Source organism: Pelagivirga sediminicola (assembly GCF_003072125.1).
Lineage (GTDB): Bacteria > Pseudomonadota > Alphaproteobacteria > Rhodobacterales > Rhodobacteraceae > Roseovarius > Roseovarius sediminicola.
The window spans coordinates 38,170-55,790 of the sequence record NZ_QCYH01000011.1 but is presented as its reverse complement, the minus strand read 5'-3'; the positions used below and the strand labels follow the sequence as shown (position 1 = coordinate 55,790).

Sequence of the window (17,621 nt, the reverse complement as noted above, 5' to 3'; positions counted from 1 at the left end):
GCGGAAAACGACTGCGAGACATATGTCGCGTCGGTCGTTTGCGTATCTTTTCCGTCCAGTTAAAAGCCGGAGCCGGTGCTGTAAAGCATGCCGGCGTTGCTGCCTGGGCCAAACGTCGAATCAAGCTCGATCGTCACGGCCGACGCCGCCATCGGCATAACCGCCACTGCCGCGGCCAGAACGTAATTTTTCATCTAAACTTCCCCAATACTGATAAGGTGACTCGGAAACATCAACGCCTCTTAACATAAGCCAATTGTTAACAAAAGATTAATAACGATCCCTGCGAACCATTGTTTGCCGCGCGTCATCCTATCCTGCAATCAGCCTTGGCAGCCATGTGACGATGCCGGGGAACGCGAACAAAAGCGCGATGGCAAGGATTTGCAGCCCCACAAACGGGATGATGCCGCGGTAGATCGCCCATGTCGGCAGGTCCGGCGGCGCCACTCCGCGCAGGTAGAACAGCGCGAAGCCGAAGGGCGGGGTCAGGAAGGATGTCTGCAGGTTCACCCCCACCAGCACGCCCAGCCAGATCGGATCGACATCCATCATCAGCAGCACCGGCGCGGTGATCGGGATGACGATGAAGATGATCTCGAACGTGTCGAGGATGAAGCCGAGCAGGAACATGATCGCCATGACCATCGCCACCGCCATCAGGCGGCCGCCGGGCAGCGTGCTGAGGAACTCGTGCACCAGGTTGTCGCCGCCCATCAGGCGGAACACGACCGAGAATACCGACGCGCCCAGGAGCACGATGAACACCATCGAGGTGATCGTCGCGGTCGCGATCACCGTCTCGCGCAGGATGGTGAATGACAGCCGCCAGCGCAGCGCCGCCAGCACCATCGCGCCCACGGCGCCCACCGATGCCGCCTCGGTCGGGGTGGCGATACCGCCGAGGATCGACCCTAGCACGGCCAGGATCAGCAACAGTGGCGGGATCAGGGCCGAGAATACCTCGCGCAGCAGATTGGCCTTTTCCTCGGCCGGGACGGGCGTCGCGGGGCAGGATTCGGGGTCGGTGATCGCCTTGAAGATGGTATAGGCGAGGTAGAGCCCCACCAGCATGAAGCCCGGCAGCAGCGCCCCGGCAAAGAGATCCCCGACAGACACCGGCACGGGCGCATAATTGCCCTTGGCCATCTGCACCTGGCTGTTGATGCCCGACAGCATGTCGCCCATGAAGATGAGGACAGTGGAGGGCGGCACGATTTGCCCCAAGGTTCCGCTGGCGCAGATCACGCCCGTCGACAGCTTGGGATCATAGCCCGCGCGCAGCATCGCGGGCAGCGAGATCAGGCCCATCGTCACCACCGTCGCGCCGACAACCCCGGTCGAGGCGGCCAGCATCGCACCGACGAGGATCACCGAAATCCCCAGACCCCCGCGCAGGTTGCCAAAGAGCTTGCCCATGGTCAGCAGGAGTTGCTCGGCAATGCGCGAGCGCTCCAGCATGACGCCCATGAAGATGAAGAGCGGCACGGCGACCAGCACCTCGCTGGTCATGAAGCCGATATAGCGGTTCGGCAGCGCGCCGAAATTGCTGGGATCGAACACGCCGAAAAACCAGCCGACGGCGCCGAACATCAGCGACACACCCGCCAGCGTGAACGCCACCGGATAGCCCAGCAGCAGAAAGCCGATGATGCCGAAGAACATCAGTCCGGCGAGGATTTCGCCGATCAGGACGGGATCCATCAATGCATTCCTTCGATGGCTGCAGCCTCGGCATCGGCGCCCGTCTCGGGATAGCGTATCGCGGCCGGCACCAGATCGCGCCGCCCGGCCAGCACCAGAACGGACCGGCAGATCAGCGCGACACCCTGCAGCGCCAGCAGCGCGGCAAAGGCGATGATGAAGGATTTCAGGATATAAAGCCCCGGCATCCCGCCGACATTCGCCGACCCTTCGGCATAGGACCACGAGCGGCGCACGAAGGGCAGCGAATAGATCAGCACGACGCCCGTGAACGGCAGCAGGAACAGCACCGTGCCGAACAGGTCCACCAGCGCGCGGGTGCGTATCCGCGCCGGGCGATAGAAGATGTCCACGCGCACATGATCGTCGCGCATCAGCGCAAATCCGGCGACGGCGGTGAACATCGCGCCGCTCAGCCAGATGTAAAGGTCCTGCATCCACAGGAAGCTGACGCCGAAGACATAACGCTGAACAACGACCGTGAAGCACACCAGAACGATGCCCAGCGACAGCCACGAGAACACCTGACCGATCAGCCAGTTGATCCGGCAGATGCCGGAGGCGAGCAGCGCGATCAGTCGCAACATGTCATCAGGCCCTCCGGGTTATGTCGCAAGCCTTGTGCCGCAACCCTGCGCCGCGTTTAAACGGGTCGGGCGGGTTTCGTCAACTCTGCGCGCGGCGGGGGCGGTTTTGGAACATCGTCACGCGCGGGCGGCGTTTCGGCGCCGGAATGTCACGAAGTTGCAGCCATTTGCGGTCAGTTTTGCCGATCTTCGGCAGGGCGCTTTCCAAGCGGCGCGTAATTTGGCAAATACCATGCAAGCGACGCAGGAAGGCTGAAAACATGGCAGTGCACGAGACGCAAGGTTCGGACAGGGTGCTGACGCATCTGCAACGTCTTGAGGCCGAAAGCATCCACATCATGCGCGAGGTAGTGGCGAATGCCGACAATCCCGTCATGCTGTATTCCGTGGGCAAGGATTCCGCCTGCATGCTGCATCTGGCGAAAAAGGCGTTCTATCCCTCGCCCCCGCCCTTCCCCTTGCTGCATGTCGACACCACGTGGAAATTCCGCGACATGTATGCGCTGCGCGAGCGTGCCGCCGAGGATGCGGGCATGAAGCTTTTGGTGCATCAGAACCCCGAGGCGGTGGAGAAGGGCATCAACCCCTTCGATCATGGCGGGCTGCACACCGACATGTGGAAAACCGACGGGCTGAAACAGGCTCTGACAAAGTATGATTTCGACGTCGCCTTCGGCGGCGCCCGCCGGGACGAGGAGAAATCCCGCGCCAAGGAGCGGGTTTTTTCCTTCCGCACCGCCAATCACCGCTGGGATCCGAAAAACCAGCGGCCGGAGCTTTGGAAGCTGTATAACACCCGCAAATCCAAGGGCGAGAGCATCCGTGTCTTCCCCCTGTCCAACTGGACGGAGCTGGACATCTGGCAGTACATCCACCTTGAGCAGATCGAGATTGTGCCGCTCTATTACTCCGCCCCGCGCCCGACTGTGATCCGCGACGGGATGCTGCTGATGGTCGATGACGAGCGTTTCCCCCTGAACGGGGAGGAGCCGGTGACGCGCTCGATCCGGTTCCGCACGCTGGGCTGTTACCCTCTGACCGGCGCTGTCGAAAGCACGGCGGCCACCCTGCCCGAGATCATCCAGGAAATGCTGCTGACCACCACGTCCGAGCGGCAGGGCCGCGCCATCGACCACGATCAGGCCGCGTCGATGGAGAAGAAAAAGCAAGAGGGGTATTTCTGATGTGCGCCGCCGCCAAGGATGCCGTCTACGTCACCGAGGATCTGATTGCCTCGGACATCGACGCCTATCTGGACAAACACCAGCACAAGACGATGCTGCGCTTCATCACCTGCGGGTCGGTCGATGATGGTAAATCGACGCTGATCGGTCGGCTGCTCTATGACAGCAAGATGATCTTCGAGGATCAGCTGGCCTCGCTGGAAAACGACAGCAAGGTTAGCGGGACGCAGGGACAAAACATCGACTTTGCCCTGCTGGTCGATGGTCTGGCGGCCGAGCGCGAGCAGGGCATCACCATCGACGTCGCCTATCGCTTTTTCTCGACCGACAAGCGCAAATTCATCGTCGCCGACACGCCGGGGCACGAGCAGTACACCCGAAACATGGTGACTGGCGCCTCGACCGCCGATCTGGCCGTGATCCTGATCGACGCGCGGCAGGGCGTGCTGACCCAGACGCGGCGCCATTCCTATCTGGTTAATCTCTTGGGCATCAAGAACGTCGTTCTGGCGGTCAACAAGATGGATCTGGTCGACTACAGCCAGGAACGGTTTTACGAGATCGTCAAGGAATACTCGCATTTTGCCGAACAGATCGGCCTGACCACCTTCCTGCCGATCCCGATTTCCGGGCTGGCGGGCGACAATATCGTCACCCAGTCGGAAAATACGCCGTGGTATCAGGGCCCGCCCCTGCTGACCCATCTGGAGGAGGCGCCGCTGAACGTGGCGCAGATGCAGGACCGCCCGCTGCGCATGGCGGTGCAATGGGTCAACCGGCCCAACCTCGATTTTCGGGGATTTTCGGGGCAGATCGGCTCGGGCACCGTGCGCCCCGGCGACGGCATCCGCGTGCTGCCCTCAGGCAAGACAAGCCGCGTGAAATCCATCGTCACTTATGATGGCGAGCTGGACAGGGCGGTTGCCGGGCAATCGGTGACGTTAACCTTTACGGACGAAATCGACTGCTCGCGCGGCGACGTGATCGTGCAGGCCGATGCGCCTTGCGAGGTGGCCGATCAGTTCGAGGCGACATTGGTCTGGATGGGCGAGGCGGAAATGCTGCCGGGCCGTCCCTACCTGCTGAAAATCGGGACCCAGACGATGACGGCGACCGTGACCGAGCCGAAATACGAGGTGAACGTCAACACGCTGGAACATCTGGCCTCCAGCACGCTCAGCCTGAACGCGATCGGCGTGGTGAATATCTCGACCGACCGCGCGATCCCGTTCGAGGCCTATAGCGACAACCCCGACCTTGGCGGATTCATCCTGATTGACCGGATCAGCAACGCGACCGTTGCTGCCGGCATGGTGCATTTCGCCCTGCGCCGCAGCCAGAACATCCATTGGCAGGCGCTGGACGTCGACCGCGAGGCGCATGCCAGTGCCAAAAACCAGACGGCCAAGGTGGTGTGGTTCACCGGCCTGTCAGGCTCCGGCAAATCCACGATTGCCAATATCGTGGAGAAGAAACTTCACGCGATGGGCAAGCATACGTTCCTTCTGGACGGTGACAACGTGCGCCACGGGCTGAACCGCGATCTGGGCTTTACCGATGCAGACCGGGTGGAAAACATCCGCCGCGTCGGCGAGGTGGCGCGCCTGATGACCGATGCGGGGCTGATCGTGCTGACCGCCTTCATCTCGCCCTTCCGCTCCGAGCGGCGCATGGTGCGCGACATGATGGAAGAGGGCGAGTTTATCGAGGTGTTCGTCGATACGCCCTTGGAAGTGGCCGAGGCGCGCGACGTCAAGGGCCTTTATAAAAAGGCGCGGGCGGGCAATCTGAAGAACTTTACCGGCATCGACAGCCCGTATGAGACGCCCGAGACGGCGGAACTGACCGTCAACACCGTCGATCTGACCGCCGAGGAGGCCGCCGAGCGGGTCGTCGCGGCGCTGATCGGGCAGTAGGGCGAGACAGCGTCAGGACGGCAGGGGAAACTTCAGCTTCAGGTGCAGCCCGCCTGACGCGAAATCGACGTCCACCTCGCCGTCCAGCTGCTGTTCGGCCTGCCCGCGGATCAGGACGAAGCCAAAGCCGGTCTCGCCCGGCGGCTCGACGGCGGGTCCGCCGGTCTCGGCCCAGTCCAGCAGCACATGGCCGTCCTCTTGCGCCCATGTCACCTTGACCCGGCCGGCGCGGCGGGACAGCGCGCCGTATTTGGCCGCATTGGTGGCCAGCTCGTGCATGATCATGCCCACGGCCAGCGCCTGCGCCGGCTGAAGCTGCACGGCGGGGCCCTCCATGGTGCTGCTTTCGGCGCCGAAGGGGGACAGCTCCTGCGCCGCGATGTCGCGCAGGCCGACGGCGGTCCATGCGGTTTCCGACAGCAGCCCATAGGCGCGCGCCATTCCGTGCAGACGGTTCGTCAGCGTCTCGACCACGTCGGTCGGCACGTTCTTGCCGCGCAGCGACGTGCGCACGATCGACGACACCACCGCAAGCATGTTGCGCACGCGGTGGTTCAGCTCCTCGATCAGCACCTTTTGCTGGGCCTCCGCCTCGGCCAGGTGGGTGATGTCCACCAGCGTGACGACCGCGCCCTCCACCTTGTCCTGCGCGCCGGACAGATAGGGCGTGATGCGCACCAGATAGCTGGACTTGCCCTCGTACCGGTGCAGCCGATGGGTCAGCACCGTGCCGGTCTGAAGCACCTGATCGATATGCGTGTTCAGTTCGGGATAATCGCTGACGCTGGCCAGCTCGGACAGGGGGCGCCCCACATCGGCGGCGCGCAGCGCGAACAGCGCGGCGGCGGCGGGGGTGAAGCTGCGGATCGACAGGTTGGCATCCAGAAACACGGTGGCGATCTGCGTGGCCTCGAACAGGTTGCGCATGTCGGTGTTGGCGCGGTCCAGCTCCTCGATCTTGCCGCTCAGCTCGGCGTTGATGGTGTTCAGCTCCTCGTTGAGCGATTGCATCTCTTCGCGGGAGGCTTCCAGCTCTTCGTTGGTGGATTGCGCCTCTTCGTTGACGGAAACCAGCTCCTCGTTGGAGGATTTCAGCTCTTCCAGCGCGGTCTCGTATTCCTCGACGGTAGATTGCAGCCGCTCGCGCATCTCGCGAACCTCGTCCTCGGCGGCCTCGGTGCTGCGGTCGGCATCGGCGCCGCCGTGCTGTGCGCCCGTGTCATCCGTGATCTGGAACAGCACCATGAACAGACGCTCGCCCAGACCATGGCCGCGCAGCGGCTCGACCTTGACGGTCAGGCGCTGGCGCTGACCGGTGGGCGCCGTGACGGTGATGTTGGCGCGCTGCGCCGGACGCTCGTTTTCGACCACCTGCCGCAGCAGCGCGCGCAGCTCAAGGCGCATGTTCTTGGGCACCATGTCCAGCAGATGATTGGTCGGCTCTCCGCGCGGCAGTTCCAGCAGGCCACCCGTGCCGCCCGAGGCAAAGACGATCTCGCCGGTCTGGCGGACGACGGCATGGGCGGGGGTGTGGCGGTCCAGGATATGCCGCTCGACCTTGTGGCGCAGCTGGATGCCCGACAATCCCTCGGGGCGGTCATTGCCCGCGCTGCCCGATGTGCTGCGCTGCGTCAGCTCGCCGGGGGACCAGTGCCGGCTGGGATGGTCCTTGGCCTGAAAGATGCGGTGCTTCTTGTCGATGGTGTCGAACAGGTTGCTGTAATGGCTGATGCTTTCGGACGTGCCGAGGAACAGGTAGCCGCCGGGTTTCAGCGCATAATGAAAGGTGGGGATGATCTGTTGCTGCAGTTCGGGGCCGAAATAGATCAGCAGGTTGCGGCAGGACACCATGTCCATCCGCGAAAAGGGCGGATCGCCGATCACGTTATGCGGCGAGAAGATGCACATCTCGCGCACCTTCTTGCAGACCATGTAGCTGGCCCCGTCGCGCACGAAATACCGCTCCAGCCGCTCGGCGCTGACACCGCGCAGCAGTTGCTCGGGATAGCGCGCCTGGCGGGCGATGGACAGGGCCGGATCGTCGATGTCGGTGCCGAAGATCTGCACGGGGGGCGCCTCGGTATCGGTGCCCATATGCTCGTGCAGCAGGATCGCCAGCGAATAGACCTCCTCGCCGGTGGTGCAGGCAGGCACCCAGATGCGCACGGGCGCGGCGGCGCTGCGGTCCTTGCAGATCTCGGGGATGACGGCGGTCTCCAGCGCGGCGAAGGCATCGGCATCGCGAAAGAAGTTGGTCACGCTGATCAGCAGATCGCGGAACAGCGCCGTCACCTCCTCGGTATCGCTGTCCAGCAGATCGCAATAGGCGGCCAGATCGGGGATGCGCCGCACCTGCATGCGCCGCGCGACCCGGCGAAAGAAGGTCTTGCTCTTGTAGCCCGAGAAATCATGCCCCGACACCTCGCGCAGTTTGCGGCTGATGCGGGCCTGCACGTCGCGCGGGCGCGCCGTGCCGTCCTTTCCCGCCGCCAGAACCAGCGCATCCAGCGTGGCGCGGCCCTCGCGGATCTCGATCAGCTTGGCGGGCATGTCGGCGGGGGGCAGGGCAAAATCGACAAGCCCCGTGGCGATGGCGCTTTGCGGCATTTCGGGGTTCAGCGGCGCATGGCCGTTCTCGACCTGCGCCATGGTGATGCCGCCGTTTTCCTTGATCACCTTGACGCCCAGCGTGCCGTCACCGGCGCCGCCCGACAGCACGATGGCGACGGCGTTTTCCTTCTGATCCTCGGCCAGCGCGGCAAAGAACAGATCGATCGGCTTGCGCTCGCGCGAATTGGGATCGTCGCCGGTCAGCTTCAGGCGGCCATCCTCGACCGTCAGCAAGACCGCTTCGGGCATGACATAGACGGTGCCGACCTCGATCGCGGCGCCATCCTCGGCGATCCTGATGGTCATCTCGGTCTTTTGGGCCAGCACCGTCTGCAGCAGGCTTTCGCGGTCCGGGTTCAGGTGGGTGACGACGATGAACGCCATGCCGCTGTCCTTCGGCACCGCGTTCAGCAGCTGTGACACCGCCGCGATCCCGCCGGCCGACGCGCCGATGCCGACGATGAGGGGCATATCGTTATCCATCGGGCCAGACTAGGGACAAGCGGTTGTGAACGCCATAGGGATTCTACCCCCGCGCAAGCAGCCCCGCACGGATGCGCGCGGCGCGCCGGACGCTGGTCAGCGCGGCGCCGAGCGCGACGATCCACAGCGCGGCGGTCAACACGGTGCCGGGCGCCGCGAAAAGCGGCTCGAACAGGGCGATCAGGGCCGCAATCGTGATGGCCGCCATGCGCTGCGGCTTGGCCATGGGGCCGGTGAAATCGGGCGCAAGGCCTATACTCGCGCCCAGCTCGCGGGTATAGGCGGCCAGCACCGCCATCGCACCCGCCGCCAGCCCCAGCGCCGGATGCCCCGCGCCGATCCCCGCCCCGAAAAGGATCAGCAGATCCGACACCCGGTCCGGCCACTCGTTCCACAAGGGGCCGTCAGGCGCGCTTTGCCCCGCCTCGACGGCGACCATGCCGTCAAAGAGGTTGCAAAGCAGCCGGATCTGGCACCCCAGCGCGCCTAGGATCAGCAGCGCGGCGTCCGCCCCTGCCCCGCCCGTCCGGGCGGTGCCGGCAAAGGCGAGCGCGGCCACCAGCGCCGCGACCATGCTGGCCTGCGATATGGCGTTGGGCGCCGCGCCGCGCGCGGCCAGCAGGGCGGCGCCGCGGGCGGCCCATTTCGTGTCCCGGCTGCCCAGAGGGCGGCGGTTTTTCAGATCAGCCATTCCAGGTCCTTCCCGCGCGGTGCTGCCGCAAGATGTTGTAGGCAAAGATATAACACAGCGACACCGCCAGCGGCACCGCCACCGTGTGCCCCACCTCGGGCGTGCCCGCCGCCAGATGCGCCGTGACCAGCAGCAGCGCCGAGCCGCAGATCGCCGCCAGCGGCGGCACCCAATAGCCCAGCAAACGCCTCAGACGCGGGCGCATCCAGTCGACCGAGCGTTTCAGCCCCAGCGTCAGCAGCCCCGAGATCGCGCCCTGCACCAGCGCGGCCAGCAGCATCGCGCGCGGCCCGTGCGCGGCATTGGCGAAGGCGGCCCAGCCCCCCATTGCCGCGACCCCCACCGCGACATGCAGCGGCGTCGAGGCCATGAGCCGCGCGAGGGTCAATGCACGTCCCAGTAAAAGCGCACGATGTGGAAAAAGATCGGCGCCGAGAAGATCACCGAATCCAGCCGGTCGATGAACCCGCCATGCCCGGCAATCAGGTGGCCCCAATCCTTGACCCCCCGGTCGCGTTTGATCGCCGACATGACGAGTCCGCCGAAGAACCCCATCAGCGTGATCACCAGCGACAGGCCGAACGCCTGCACCACCGTGAACGGCGTGATCCAGAACAGCGCCGCGCCCAGCACGCTGGCGCTGAGCACGCCGCCCACCAGCCCCTCCAGAGTCTTGGAGGGCGACAGGTTCGGCGCGATCTTGCGCCGGCCCAGCAGCTTGCCCCAGACATATTGCAGCACGTCCGACGATTGCACCACGACGATCAGGAAAAAGATCAGGAAGAGGTTGCGCCCCTCGTATCCGGGGATCTGGAGGCTCAGCAGCGCGGGCACGTGGCTGACGCAGAAGACGGCGATCATCAGCGCCCATTGCGCCTCGGATACGGCGATCAGGAAGTTCTCGGTCTGCCCGCGCAGCGCCGACAGGATCGGCATGAAGAGGAACGCATAGACCGGGATCATGATGGAGTAGAGCCCATACCAGCCGATTCCGACCAGTATGTATTGCAGCGGCAGCACGACGAACACGGCCGCCACCAGCGCCCAGTGATCGGCGGCGCGCGTGTTGGTCAGCGTCAGGAATTCGCGCAGCGCCGCGAAGGAGCAGAGCGCGAACAGGATCACCACCCCCGCGGCGCCGAAGGCGAAGGCCAGCGCGATGACCGCCACCATGACCCACCACGCATTGATGCGCGCCGTCAGGTTCTGGATCGTCAGATCGCCGGGCGCGGCGCGGCGCTTCAGCACTTGCGCCGCCGCCGTGGCGATCAGCAGCACGGCCAGAACGCAGGCCAGAAGGATGATGAAATGCGTGTCCATGGTCAGCCCTTTTCACTTGGCGCGAGTGCGGTCAGCGCCGCCTCGGCGCGGCGCAGGAAATCTGCCTTGTCCTCGCCGCCGCTCAGCCGCATCGGCGCGCCGAAGGTGACGGTGCAGATCAGCGGCACAGGCACCAGCGCGCCCTTGGGCATCACCCGGTTGAGGTTGTCGATCCAGACCGGCACCATGTCGATGTCGGGGTTCTGCGCGGCAAGGTGATAAAGGCCCGACTTGAACGGCAAAAGCCGCTCGCCTCCCATGTTGCGCGTGCCTTCGGGAAACAGGATCAGGCTGTCGCCCGCGGCCAGCGCATTGCCCATCTGCAGCACCGGATCGGCGGTGCGCGTATCGGGGTTGCGGTCGATCAGGACGGCGTTGAACACGTCGCGCCCGATGAACCGGCGCAGCGGCGAGGCCAGCCAGTAATCGGCCCCCGCCACGGGGCGCGTGCGGCGGCGCAGGGCGCGCGGCAGGACGGTCCAGACCAGCACGAAATCACCGTGGCTGTTGTGGTTGGCGAAATAGATGCGCTGGCCCGGCACCGGCGCGACGCCCTGCCAGATGCCGCGCACGGCGGTGACGGCGCGGGCGAACCCGGCGATCAGCATCGCGGCGGCGCGCGCGGCGACGCTCATCCGGCGGCCAGCGCCGCGGCGACCGCATCGAGCAGCATCTGCGCCTCGGCCTGCCGCATCACCAGCGGCGGGCGGATCTTCAGCATGTTGCCCGCGGGCCCTGTCGCGCTGATCAGCACGCCGTTCTGGCGCATGTGGTTCACGACCTGCCGCGCGCGGGCGCCGTCAGGCTGGCCGTCGCGGGTGAAATCGGCCGCAACGAACAGCCCGCAGCCGCGCAGGTTGCCGAAATCCTCGCGCCCCTCCGCCAGATCCTGCAGACCGGCCTTCAGCCATCCGCCGACGACGCGCGAATTTTCCTGCAGGCCCTCATCCTCGATCACGTCCAGCACGGCCATGCCGGCGGCGCAGGCCACCGGATTGCCGCCGAAGGTGTTGAAATAGCGCGCCTTCTCGCCGAAATCCTGCACCAGTTCGGGGCGCATCGCGACGCCGGAGACGGGAAAGCCGTTGCCCATCGGCTTGCCCATCGTCACCATGTCCGGCACCACACCGTGCCGCTGAAAGCCCCAGAACGCATCGCCGGTGCGCGCGAAACCCGGCTGCACCTCGTCGGCGATGAAGATGCCGCCCTCGGCGCGGATCAGCTCCACCGCGGGGGCAAGGAACCCTGCGGGATCTGGAAACAGCCCATCGCTGGAAAACACCGTGTCGCAGATGAAGGCCGCAGGCTCGGTCCCGCCTGCGCGCATCTCCGCGATCGCGCGCGCCAGATCGGCGGCCATCCGCGCGCCCTGATCGGGGCCGCCATCGGGCGCGTCGATCAGCCGGACGCGCGCGCCGCGCGGGACATAGTCGCCCAGCGAGGGCGACAGCTCGGACACCGCCTCGGTCACGCCGTGATAGGCGTTGCGCGTGGCGATGATACCCTGCCGCCCCAGATGCGCGCGCGTGATGCGCAGCGCCAGGTCGTTCGCCTCGGACCCGGTGCAGGTGAACATCACATGCCCCAGCGCGTCCGGCATCGTGGCGAGCAGCCGCTCGGCATAGTCCACCGGCGCATCGTGCAGATAACGCGTATGGGTGTTCAGCACGCCCGCCTGCGCGGCGATGGCGGCGGTCACATGCGGGTGGCAATGGCCGACCGACACGACGTTGTTATAGGCATCCAGATACCGCTTGCCGCCCTTGTCCCACAGCCAGACGCCCTCGCCGCGCACGGGATGCAGCGGCTGCTCGTAAAAGAGGCGGTAGGCCGGGCCGAGGGCCTTCTGGCGGCGGGCGATCAGCGCGGCCTCCGCCTCGCTCAGACCGTCGGCGCTGCCATCATAGGCATTGACCATCGTCATGACGTTGCTCTCCTTTTCAGGCACGCACGCGCGCGGCTTCGCGCAGGGCGGCGGCGGGCGCGCCCGGCGCCATGGCGTCCAGCGCGCTGAGGCCGCGCCGCGATGCGGCGGTGTTGCGCAGGATATAGTCCGCATTCTGGGGATAGCGCCGCGCGCGCCAGGCGCCCAGTGTCAGGGTCGTCAGGTGGCGCAGGCGGATCAGGTCGGGCAAAAGCGCGATCTCTTCCTCCTCCAGCGGCATGATGCGGCTATAGCCGCGGATCATCCGGGTGATATGCGCCAGCGGGTCCGGCCCCGCGACAATCTGATACGAGCAGGCAACCGCCAGATCGCAGGCGACCGGCGTGTGCACCATGTCGCCGAAATCGATGATGCCGGTCGGCCGTGTGGCGCGGGCCGCATCGACCAGCAGGTTGTGCGGGTTGAAGTCATTATGCACCACCTGCGCGCGCAGATGCGGCAGCTGCGGCGCAATGTCGGCATCGAACCGGTCCAGAAGCGCGGTCAGGCGGGCGCGCAGATCGTCCTCTGCCACCGCCTCCAGCATGGGGCGCAGGCGGTGGGCCTGCTTGATGTCCCATTGCAGCTCGTGCCCCGCGGCGGGGTGAAAGAACCCGCGCATCGCCCGCGTCAGCCGGCCCAGCAGAACGCCCAGATCCTCGTGCATGGCGGGCGCCGCCTCGGCCCCGGCCAGAACCGTGCCGGGCAGATAGCCCAGCAGGCGCACGACATGCGACTGCCCCGCCGCGCCGCTGATGATCTCGCTCGCCGCGCCCGACAGGGACGCATGAACGCGCGGCACCGGCAGGGTGGGATCGACGGCGGCCAGATGGATCAGCACCTGCGTCTGCATGTCCGTCACGGCGCGATCCTCGGCGGCGTTCGTGATCTTGAGCAGCGCCTCTTCGCCGCCGTCCAGACGGATGCGGAAATTGGCGTCCTTCTCGGCGCTCAGCTGGCGGATGTCGCCGGTGATGCCATAAAGATCGCGCGCCAGATCCGCCGCGCCCGCCAGCGTGATGGCCGGAGCGTCCTGAGCCAGCAGATCGGCATCCCCCATGGGGGATGCGGGCGGCGCCAGGTCGATGACGGGGGGCAGGGCCGTGCCAAGGGACGCGGCGCGCATCACGCGTCTGCCGCCTCCGTGCCGCACCACTCGGCGATGAACAGCGCCATGGCGGCTGTGATCCGCTTGACCGATTCAAGGCTGACACATTCGTCGATGCCGTGGATGTTGCGCGATTTCGGCCCATAGCACAGCGCCGGGATCTTGTTGTAGAGCGCATAGACCCGCGTATCCAGATACCCCGCCGTCATGAACGATTCCAGCGGCGCGCCGATCGCGCTCTCATGCGCGCGGCCCAGCACCGCCTCGGCCTCGGTCCCCGGCTCCAGCACATAGCCCTCGGCGTGAAAGCCGTTGAAGACCACCTTGGGCGGGTTGTTGGACAGGAAGCTGTCCTTTTGCGCAAAGGCGGCGATGCGCTCGGTGATCTCGCGGGCCGCGTCATCGGCGCTGCGCCCCGGATAGATCGAAACGCGGCAGTCGATGTTGCACCACGACGGCACGGACGAGGCCCAGTCGCCGCCCTCGATCTTGCCGATATTGAGGTTGATGGGATGCGCCTCGTCCTCGAAATGGGGATGCTCGCCCTTCTCGGCGTTCCAGTCCTCCTCCATCTCGCGCAGCACGGCCATGATGCGGGTGGCGCCGTCGATGGCATTCGCGCCCTCGCCCATCTCGCGCACATGCACGGGCACACCGCGCACTTGCACCTGAAACCACAGAACGCCGGTATTGGCGCGCACCAGCATTTCCTCTTCGGGCTCGGGGATGAAGACGGCATCGGCGGTATAGCCTTGCAGGAAGGTCTGCAGCGCGCCGTTGCCGGTGCTTTCCTCCTCGACGACCGATTGCACATAGACCGTCGCGGCAGGTTGCAGCCCGATCCGGCGCAGCGCATCCAGCGCAAATATGTTGGCGGCGGCCCCTGCCTTCATGTCGCCGGCGCCGCGGCCATACATCCAGTCGCCCTCGATCCTGGCGGAAAAGGGCGCGTCCGACCACATGTCGTGCAGCCCTTCGGGCACCACGTCCAGATGCGATTGCAGGATCAGCGAGCGGCCCTTTTCCTCGCGCGGGCGGTGGATGCCGACGACGATGGGCGCGTCGGAATGATCGTCCGAGAACTTGGAGCCGCCGGGATGGGCCGCGATCGCCTCGCGGTCCATGTAAAAGCGGTCCATCGCATAGCCGCGCGATTGCAGCGCGCGATGCACGAAATCCTGAATGGGGTGCTCGTGCCCGCGCAGCGAGGGCATGCGCACCAGCTCCTGGGTAAAGGCGATCTGATCATCAAAACCGTCGGCGACGGCCTGAATGATCTTGTCTTGCAGGTCTGCTTGCAGTGCCATTTTCTGTCCTTTCGCCGGTTACAGCATCGCTTCGATCAGGTAGGGGCCGGGCTCCTTCGCGGCGTCCTCGATGGCCTGCATCAGCTCGGCCACATCCTCGACCCGGCGGCCCGGCACGCCCATGCCCTTGGCCATCGCCACGAAATCCAAGTGAGGCCGGTCAAGGTTCAGCATCGACAGCGCATCGGGGCCCGGCTGCGCGCCGACATTGTGCAGCTCGCCCTTGAGGATCTCATAGGCGCGGTTGGCCAGGATGATCGTGGTCACGTTGGACCCTTCGCGCGCCTGCGTCCAGAGGCCCTGAATGGTGTACATCGCCGAGCCGTCGGCCTGTATCGTGATCACCGGGCGGTCCGGGCAGGCAATGGCCGCGCCCGCCGACAGCGGGATGCCGATGCCGATGGACCCGCCGGTCAGCGACAGCCACGAATTGGGCCGCGCCGCGTCGCCCGCGGGATAGGTATCGCCGCCGGACGACACGGCCTCGTCGATGATGATCGCATCCTCGGGCAGCGCGTTGGCCAGCGCGGCCCCGATGTTCTTCAGCGTGATCGCCCCCCCTTGGGGCCGCGCGGGCACGAGCCTGTCCTGCACCTTGGCGGGCGCCGCGCCGAGGCGGTCCGCCAGCGCGGCGATTGTGGCGGGGCCATCGCCATCGACACTGCACAGCGTAACAGTGTCGCAATTTTCGGGCAGCAGCAGGCTGGGCCGGCCGGGATAGGCAAAGAACGCGACGGGCGGCACCGTCTCGATCAGGATGGCGCGGGCGTAGGGCGCGAGCGTCTCCAGCGCCATGTTGATCGGATAGGGGATCTTGGCCAGTGCCGCGCGGCCCTGCCCCCGCTCGATCCGCCGGTTCGACGTGGGCGCCAGCAGATCCGCGCCCGTCTTGTCCGCGATGCCGCGCAGCTGCGCCAGCGCGCTCGTGTCCTCCAGCACCGAATTTCCGGCAATGATGAGGGTCCGCTGGCCCGACTCCAGTGCCGCGACGGCGGCGCTCAGCGCGTCCTCGTCCAGCGGCGCGGGGCCGTCCGGGGCAATCGCCCCGGCCATCTGCCCGCCCTCGTCCCAGCCGATATCGGCCGGCGCGATCAGCGAGGCAACGCGCCCCGGCCGGCCCTTGGTCACGGCCAGCGCCTGCATCGCGTCGGCGGCGAAACTGCCCGCATCAGTGCCCGATTTCACCCAGTCCGAGAAGGGCGCACAGGCCGCCTCGACATCCGCCGAGAGCGGCGCGTCATATTGCTGGTGGCGCAGCGCGTGATCGCCCACGAGGTTCAGCACCGGCACGCGCCCCTTGCGCGCGTTGTGCAGGTTCGCGGCGGCGTTGGCGAAACCGGGCGCAAGATGCAGCAGCGTCACCGCAGGCTTGCCCGCCATGCGCGCATAACCGTCGGCGGCGCCGGTCACGACCCCCTCGAACAGGCCCAGAACGCAATGCATCAGCTTGGTGCGGTCCAGCGCATCGACGAACTGCATCTCGGAGGTGCCGGGATTGGCGAAACACACATCGACGCCGCCCTTGTGCAGGCTGCGCACGACGCTTTCGGCGCCATTCATCGTCTTGGGTGTATCGGTCATCTTGTCGCCTCGCGAAAACTGGTCAGGAAGGATCGGGCATTGTCGGCCAGCGACGGGCCCAGATACCCCCCTTCCTGCACCAGCACGGTGGGCAGGTCCAGCGCGGCGAGGCGGCGCGCCATTTCGGCAAAGCCTTCGGGATAGACCTGCACCGCCGCCAGCGGATCGTCGGCGGCCATGTCGAAGCCCAGCGAGACAACCAGCGCCTCGGCGCCGAAACCGCGGATCGCCTCCAGCGCGCGGTCCAGCGCGGCCAGCACATCGTCCTGGCTGGCGCCCTGCTCCAGCAGGATGTTCAGCGACGCGCCTTCGCCCTCGCCCTCGCCGGTCTCATCGGCATGGCCCAGATAGAAGGTGGGATAGGTCGCCGGATCGGGATGCAGCGAGACAAAGAAGATGTCGCCGCGCGCGTAGAGGATATCGAGCGAGCCGTTGCCGGTATGCACATCGACATCGATCAGCGCGACCTTGCCATAGGTCTTGCGCAGCCGCTCGGCCGCGATGCAGGCGTTGTTGAAGAAACAGAACCCGTTGGCGCAATCGCGCATCGCATGGTGGCCCGGCGGCCGGCACAGCGCATAGGACGCGCGCGCGTCCTGCGCCACCGCATCGGCGGCGCTGATCGCCGACTGCGCAGACCAATAGGCCGCATCCCACGTCCCGGCGGTCAGCGGCGTCGAGGTGTCGGTCATCCACCAGCCCAGCTGGCCGTGAATATCCTTCGGCTCCTTGCCGCGGCGCAGACCGGGATGCATCGTCGGGATCGCCAGCGCATCCGGCCCGGCGCTTTCGACGAAACGCGCATGGGCGTCCGGCAGGAAATCGACATAGTCCGGATTGTGCACCGCCTTGATCGGGTCCAGCCCGTTATCGGCGGGGGCGGTTATGGCGAAATCATTCGCCAGCAGCATGTCGCGCAGGATCTCGGCGCGCTGCGGCTGTTCCTGATGCGGCATCGCGGCGCCGCGGCGAAAATAGGTTGTCGGCGCATGGCCCAGCTGGCGCGCGTCAAAGAAGACTTTCATCACTTCGGTCCTTTCGCAACCACCCCTTCGGGCGGGATCGACACAGTAATCGCAGGTTTGATTTCGCCGTTCAATCACAATGATGCATCATGCGTCAAAATCTGAAGGCCCCCCGGAATTGGTTAAGGAAAAGGGTGGAAGTCGGCAAAGAAAACGGTATTCTGCGGGACACAAAGAAGAA

The 17,621-nt window shown here is 65.9% G+C and carries 15 protein-coding genes; 2 read left to right on the top strand and 13 right to left on the bottom strand.

Annotation, left to right across the window (positions count from 1 at the left end; translation table 11 throughout):
- Positions 1-59: 59 nt before the first annotated feature.
- From DC366_RS20480 to DC366_RS15535, 3 genes are all read right to left on the bottom strand, one after another.
- Complete coding sequence (locus tag DC366_RS20480) at positions 60-194, bottom strand: hypothetical protein (protein WP_279305765.1); 135 nt, start codon at positions 192-194, stop codon at positions 60-62.
- A gap of 118 nt (positions 195-312) precedes the next feature.
- Positions 313-1,704, bottom strand: a complete 1,392-nt coding sequence (locus DC366_RS15540) for a TRAP transporter large permease (RefSeq protein ID WP_108693140.1) — start codon at positions 1,702-1,704, stop codon at positions 313-315.
- Positions 1,704-2,288 carry a TRAP transporter small permease subunit gene (locus tag DC366_RS15535; RefSeq protein ID WP_243405166.1) on the bottom strand — a complete coding sequence of 195 codons (585 nt, stop codon included), beginning with the start codon at positions 2,286-2,288 and terminating at the stop codon, positions 1,704-1,706. The genes DC366_RS15540 and DC366_RS15535 overlap by 1 nt, the downstream gene beginning before the upstream one ends.
- 263 nt (positions 2,289-2,551) lie before the next feature.
- On the opposite strand from DC366_RS15535, the gene cysD reads away from it, so the two are divergent.
- Both cysD and cysN read left to right on the top strand, forming a co-directional pair.
- Positions 2,552-3,475, top strand: a complete 924-nt coding sequence (gene cysD / locus DC366_RS15530; RefSeq protein ID WP_108693138.1) for a sulfate adenylyltransferase subunit CysD — start codon at positions 2,552-2,554, stop codon at positions 3,473-3,475.
- Complete coding sequence (gene cysN / locus DC366_RS15525) at positions 3,475-5,391, top strand: sulfate adenylyltransferase subunit CysN (protein WP_108693137.1); 1,917 nt, start codon at positions 3,475-3,477, stop codon at positions 5,389-5,391. The genes cysD and cysN overlap by 1 nt, the downstream gene beginning before the upstream one ends.
- Before the next feature lie 12 nt (positions 5,392-5,403).
- Here the strand turns inward: cysN and DC366_RS15520 are convergent, their stop codons facing one another.
- From DC366_RS15520 to DC366_RS15475, 10 genes are read right to left on the bottom strand one after another with little or no spacing between them, the layout of a single operon-like run.
- Positions 5,404-8,472: a CheR family methyltransferase gene (locus tag DC366_RS15520; protein WP_207768736.1), complete on the bottom strand. Its 3,069-nt coding sequence runs from the start codon at positions 8,470-8,472 to the stop codon at positions 5,404-5,406.
- A 55-nt stretch (positions 8,473-8,527) separates the two neighbouring features.
- On the bottom strand, positions 8,528-9,175 hold the full coding sequence (locus DC366_RS15515; protein WP_108693135.1) for a CDP-alcohol phosphatidyltransferase family protein: 648 nt from the start codon (positions 9,173-9,175) through the stop codon (positions 8,528-8,530).
- Complete coding sequence (locus DC366_RS15510) at positions 9,168-9,563, bottom strand: hypothetical protein (RefSeq protein ID WP_207768735.1); 396 nt, start codon at positions 9,561-9,563, stop codon at positions 9,168-9,170. The genes DC366_RS15515 and DC366_RS15510 overlap by 8 nt, the downstream gene beginning before the upstream one ends.
- A complete protein-coding gene (locus tag DC366_RS15505) occupies positions 9,560-10,495 on the bottom strand; it encodes a phosphatidate cytidylyltransferase (RefSeq protein ID WP_108693134.1) in 936 nt (311 codons plus the stop codon). Before DC366_RS15505 ends, DC366_RS15510 begins: the two co-directional genes overlap by 4 nt.
- A 2-nt stretch (positions 10,496-10,497) precedes the next feature.
- Positions 10,498-11,130: a lysophospholipid acyltransferase family protein gene (locus DC366_RS15500; protein ID WP_108693133.1), complete on the bottom strand. Its 633-nt coding sequence runs from the start codon at positions 11,128-11,130 to the stop codon at positions 10,498-10,500.
- A complete protein-coding gene (locus tag DC366_RS15495; protein WP_108693171.1) occupies positions 11,127-12,419 on the bottom strand; it encodes an aspartate aminotransferase family protein in 1,293 nt (430 codons plus the stop codon). Before DC366_RS15495 ends, DC366_RS15500 begins: the two co-directional genes overlap by 4 nt.
- Before the next feature lie 16 nt (positions 12,420-12,435).
- Positions 12,436-13,545: a phosphotransferase gene (locus tag DC366_RS15490; RefSeq protein ID WP_108693132.1), complete on the bottom strand. Its 1,110-nt coding sequence runs from the start codon at positions 13,543-13,545 to the stop codon at positions 12,436-12,438.
- Positions 13,545-14,834, bottom strand: a complete 1,290-nt coding sequence (locus DC366_RS15485; RefSeq protein ID WP_108693131.1) for an ArgE/DapE family deacylase — start codon at positions 14,832-14,834, stop codon at positions 13,545-13,547. Before DC366_RS15485 ends, DC366_RS15490 begins: the two co-directional genes overlap by 1 nt.
- Before the next feature lie 18 nt (positions 14,835-14,852).
- A complete protein-coding gene (locus DC366_RS15480; RefSeq protein WP_108693130.1) occupies positions 14,853-16,415 on the bottom strand; it encodes an acetolactate synthase large subunit in 1,563 nt (520 codons plus the stop codon).
- Positions 16,412-17,440 (bottom strand): histone deacetylase family protein, encoded by a 1,029-nt coding sequence (locus DC366_RS15475; RefSeq protein ID WP_108693129.1) that lies wholly within the window; start codon positions 17,438-17,440, stop codon positions 16,412-16,414. The genes DC366_RS15480 and DC366_RS15475 overlap by 4 nt, the downstream gene beginning before the upstream one ends.
- Between the last annotated feature and the right edge of the window lie 181 nt (positions 17,441-17,621).

Bases quoted from the DNA above. Each gene is read 5' to 3' on its own strand.
- DC366_RS20480 (WP_279305765.1), bottom strand. From the start codon at position 194: ATGAAAAATTACGTTCTGGCCGCGGCAGTGGCGGTTATGCCGATGGCG.
- DC366_RS15540 (WP_108693140.1), bottom strand. From the start codon at position 1,704: ATGGATCCCGTCCTGATCGGCGAAATCCTCGCCGGACTGATGTTCTTC.
- cysD (WP_108693138.1), top strand. From the start codon at position 2,552: ATGGCAGTGCACGAGACGCAAGGTTCGGACAGGGTGCTGACGCATCTG.
- cysN (WP_108693137.1), top strand. From the start codon at position 3,475: ATGTGCGCCGCCGCCAAGGATGCCGTCTACGTCACCGAGGATCTGATT.
- DC366_RS15520 (WP_207768736.1), bottom strand. From the start codon at position 8,472: ATGCCCCTCATCGTCGGCATCGGCGCGTCGGCCGGCGGGATCGCGGCG.
- DC366_RS15515 (WP_108693135.1), bottom strand. From the start codon at position 9,175: ATGGCTGATCTGAAAAACCGCCGCCCTCTGGGCAGCCGGGACACGAAA.
- DC366_RS15505 (WP_108693134.1), bottom strand. From the start codon at position 10,495: ATGGACACGCATTTCATCATCCTTCTGGCCTGCGTTCTGGCCGTGCTG.
- DC366_RS15500 (WP_108693133.1), bottom strand. From the start codon at position 11,130: ATGAGCGTCGCCGCGCGCGCCGCCGCGATGCTGATCGCCGGGTTCGCC.
- DC366_RS15495 (WP_108693171.1), bottom strand. From the start codon at position 12,419: ATGACGATGGTCAATGCCTATGATGGCAGCGCCGACGGTCTGAGCGAG.
- DC366_RS15490 (WP_108693132.1), bottom strand. From the start codon at position 13,545: ATGCGCGCCGCGTCCCTTGGCACGGCCCTGCCCCCCGTCATCGACCTG.
- DC366_RS15485 (WP_108693131.1), bottom strand. From the start codon at position 14,834: ATGGCACTGCAAGCAGACCTGCAAGACAAGATCATTCAGGCCGTCGCC.
- DC366_RS15480 (WP_108693130.1), bottom strand. From the start codon at position 16,415: ATGACCGATACACCCAAGACGATGAATGGCGCCGAAAGCGTCGTGCGC.
- DC366_RS15475 (WP_108693129.1), bottom strand. From the start codon at position 17,440: ATGAAAGTCTTCTTTGACGCGCGCCAGCTGGGCCATGCGCCGACAACC.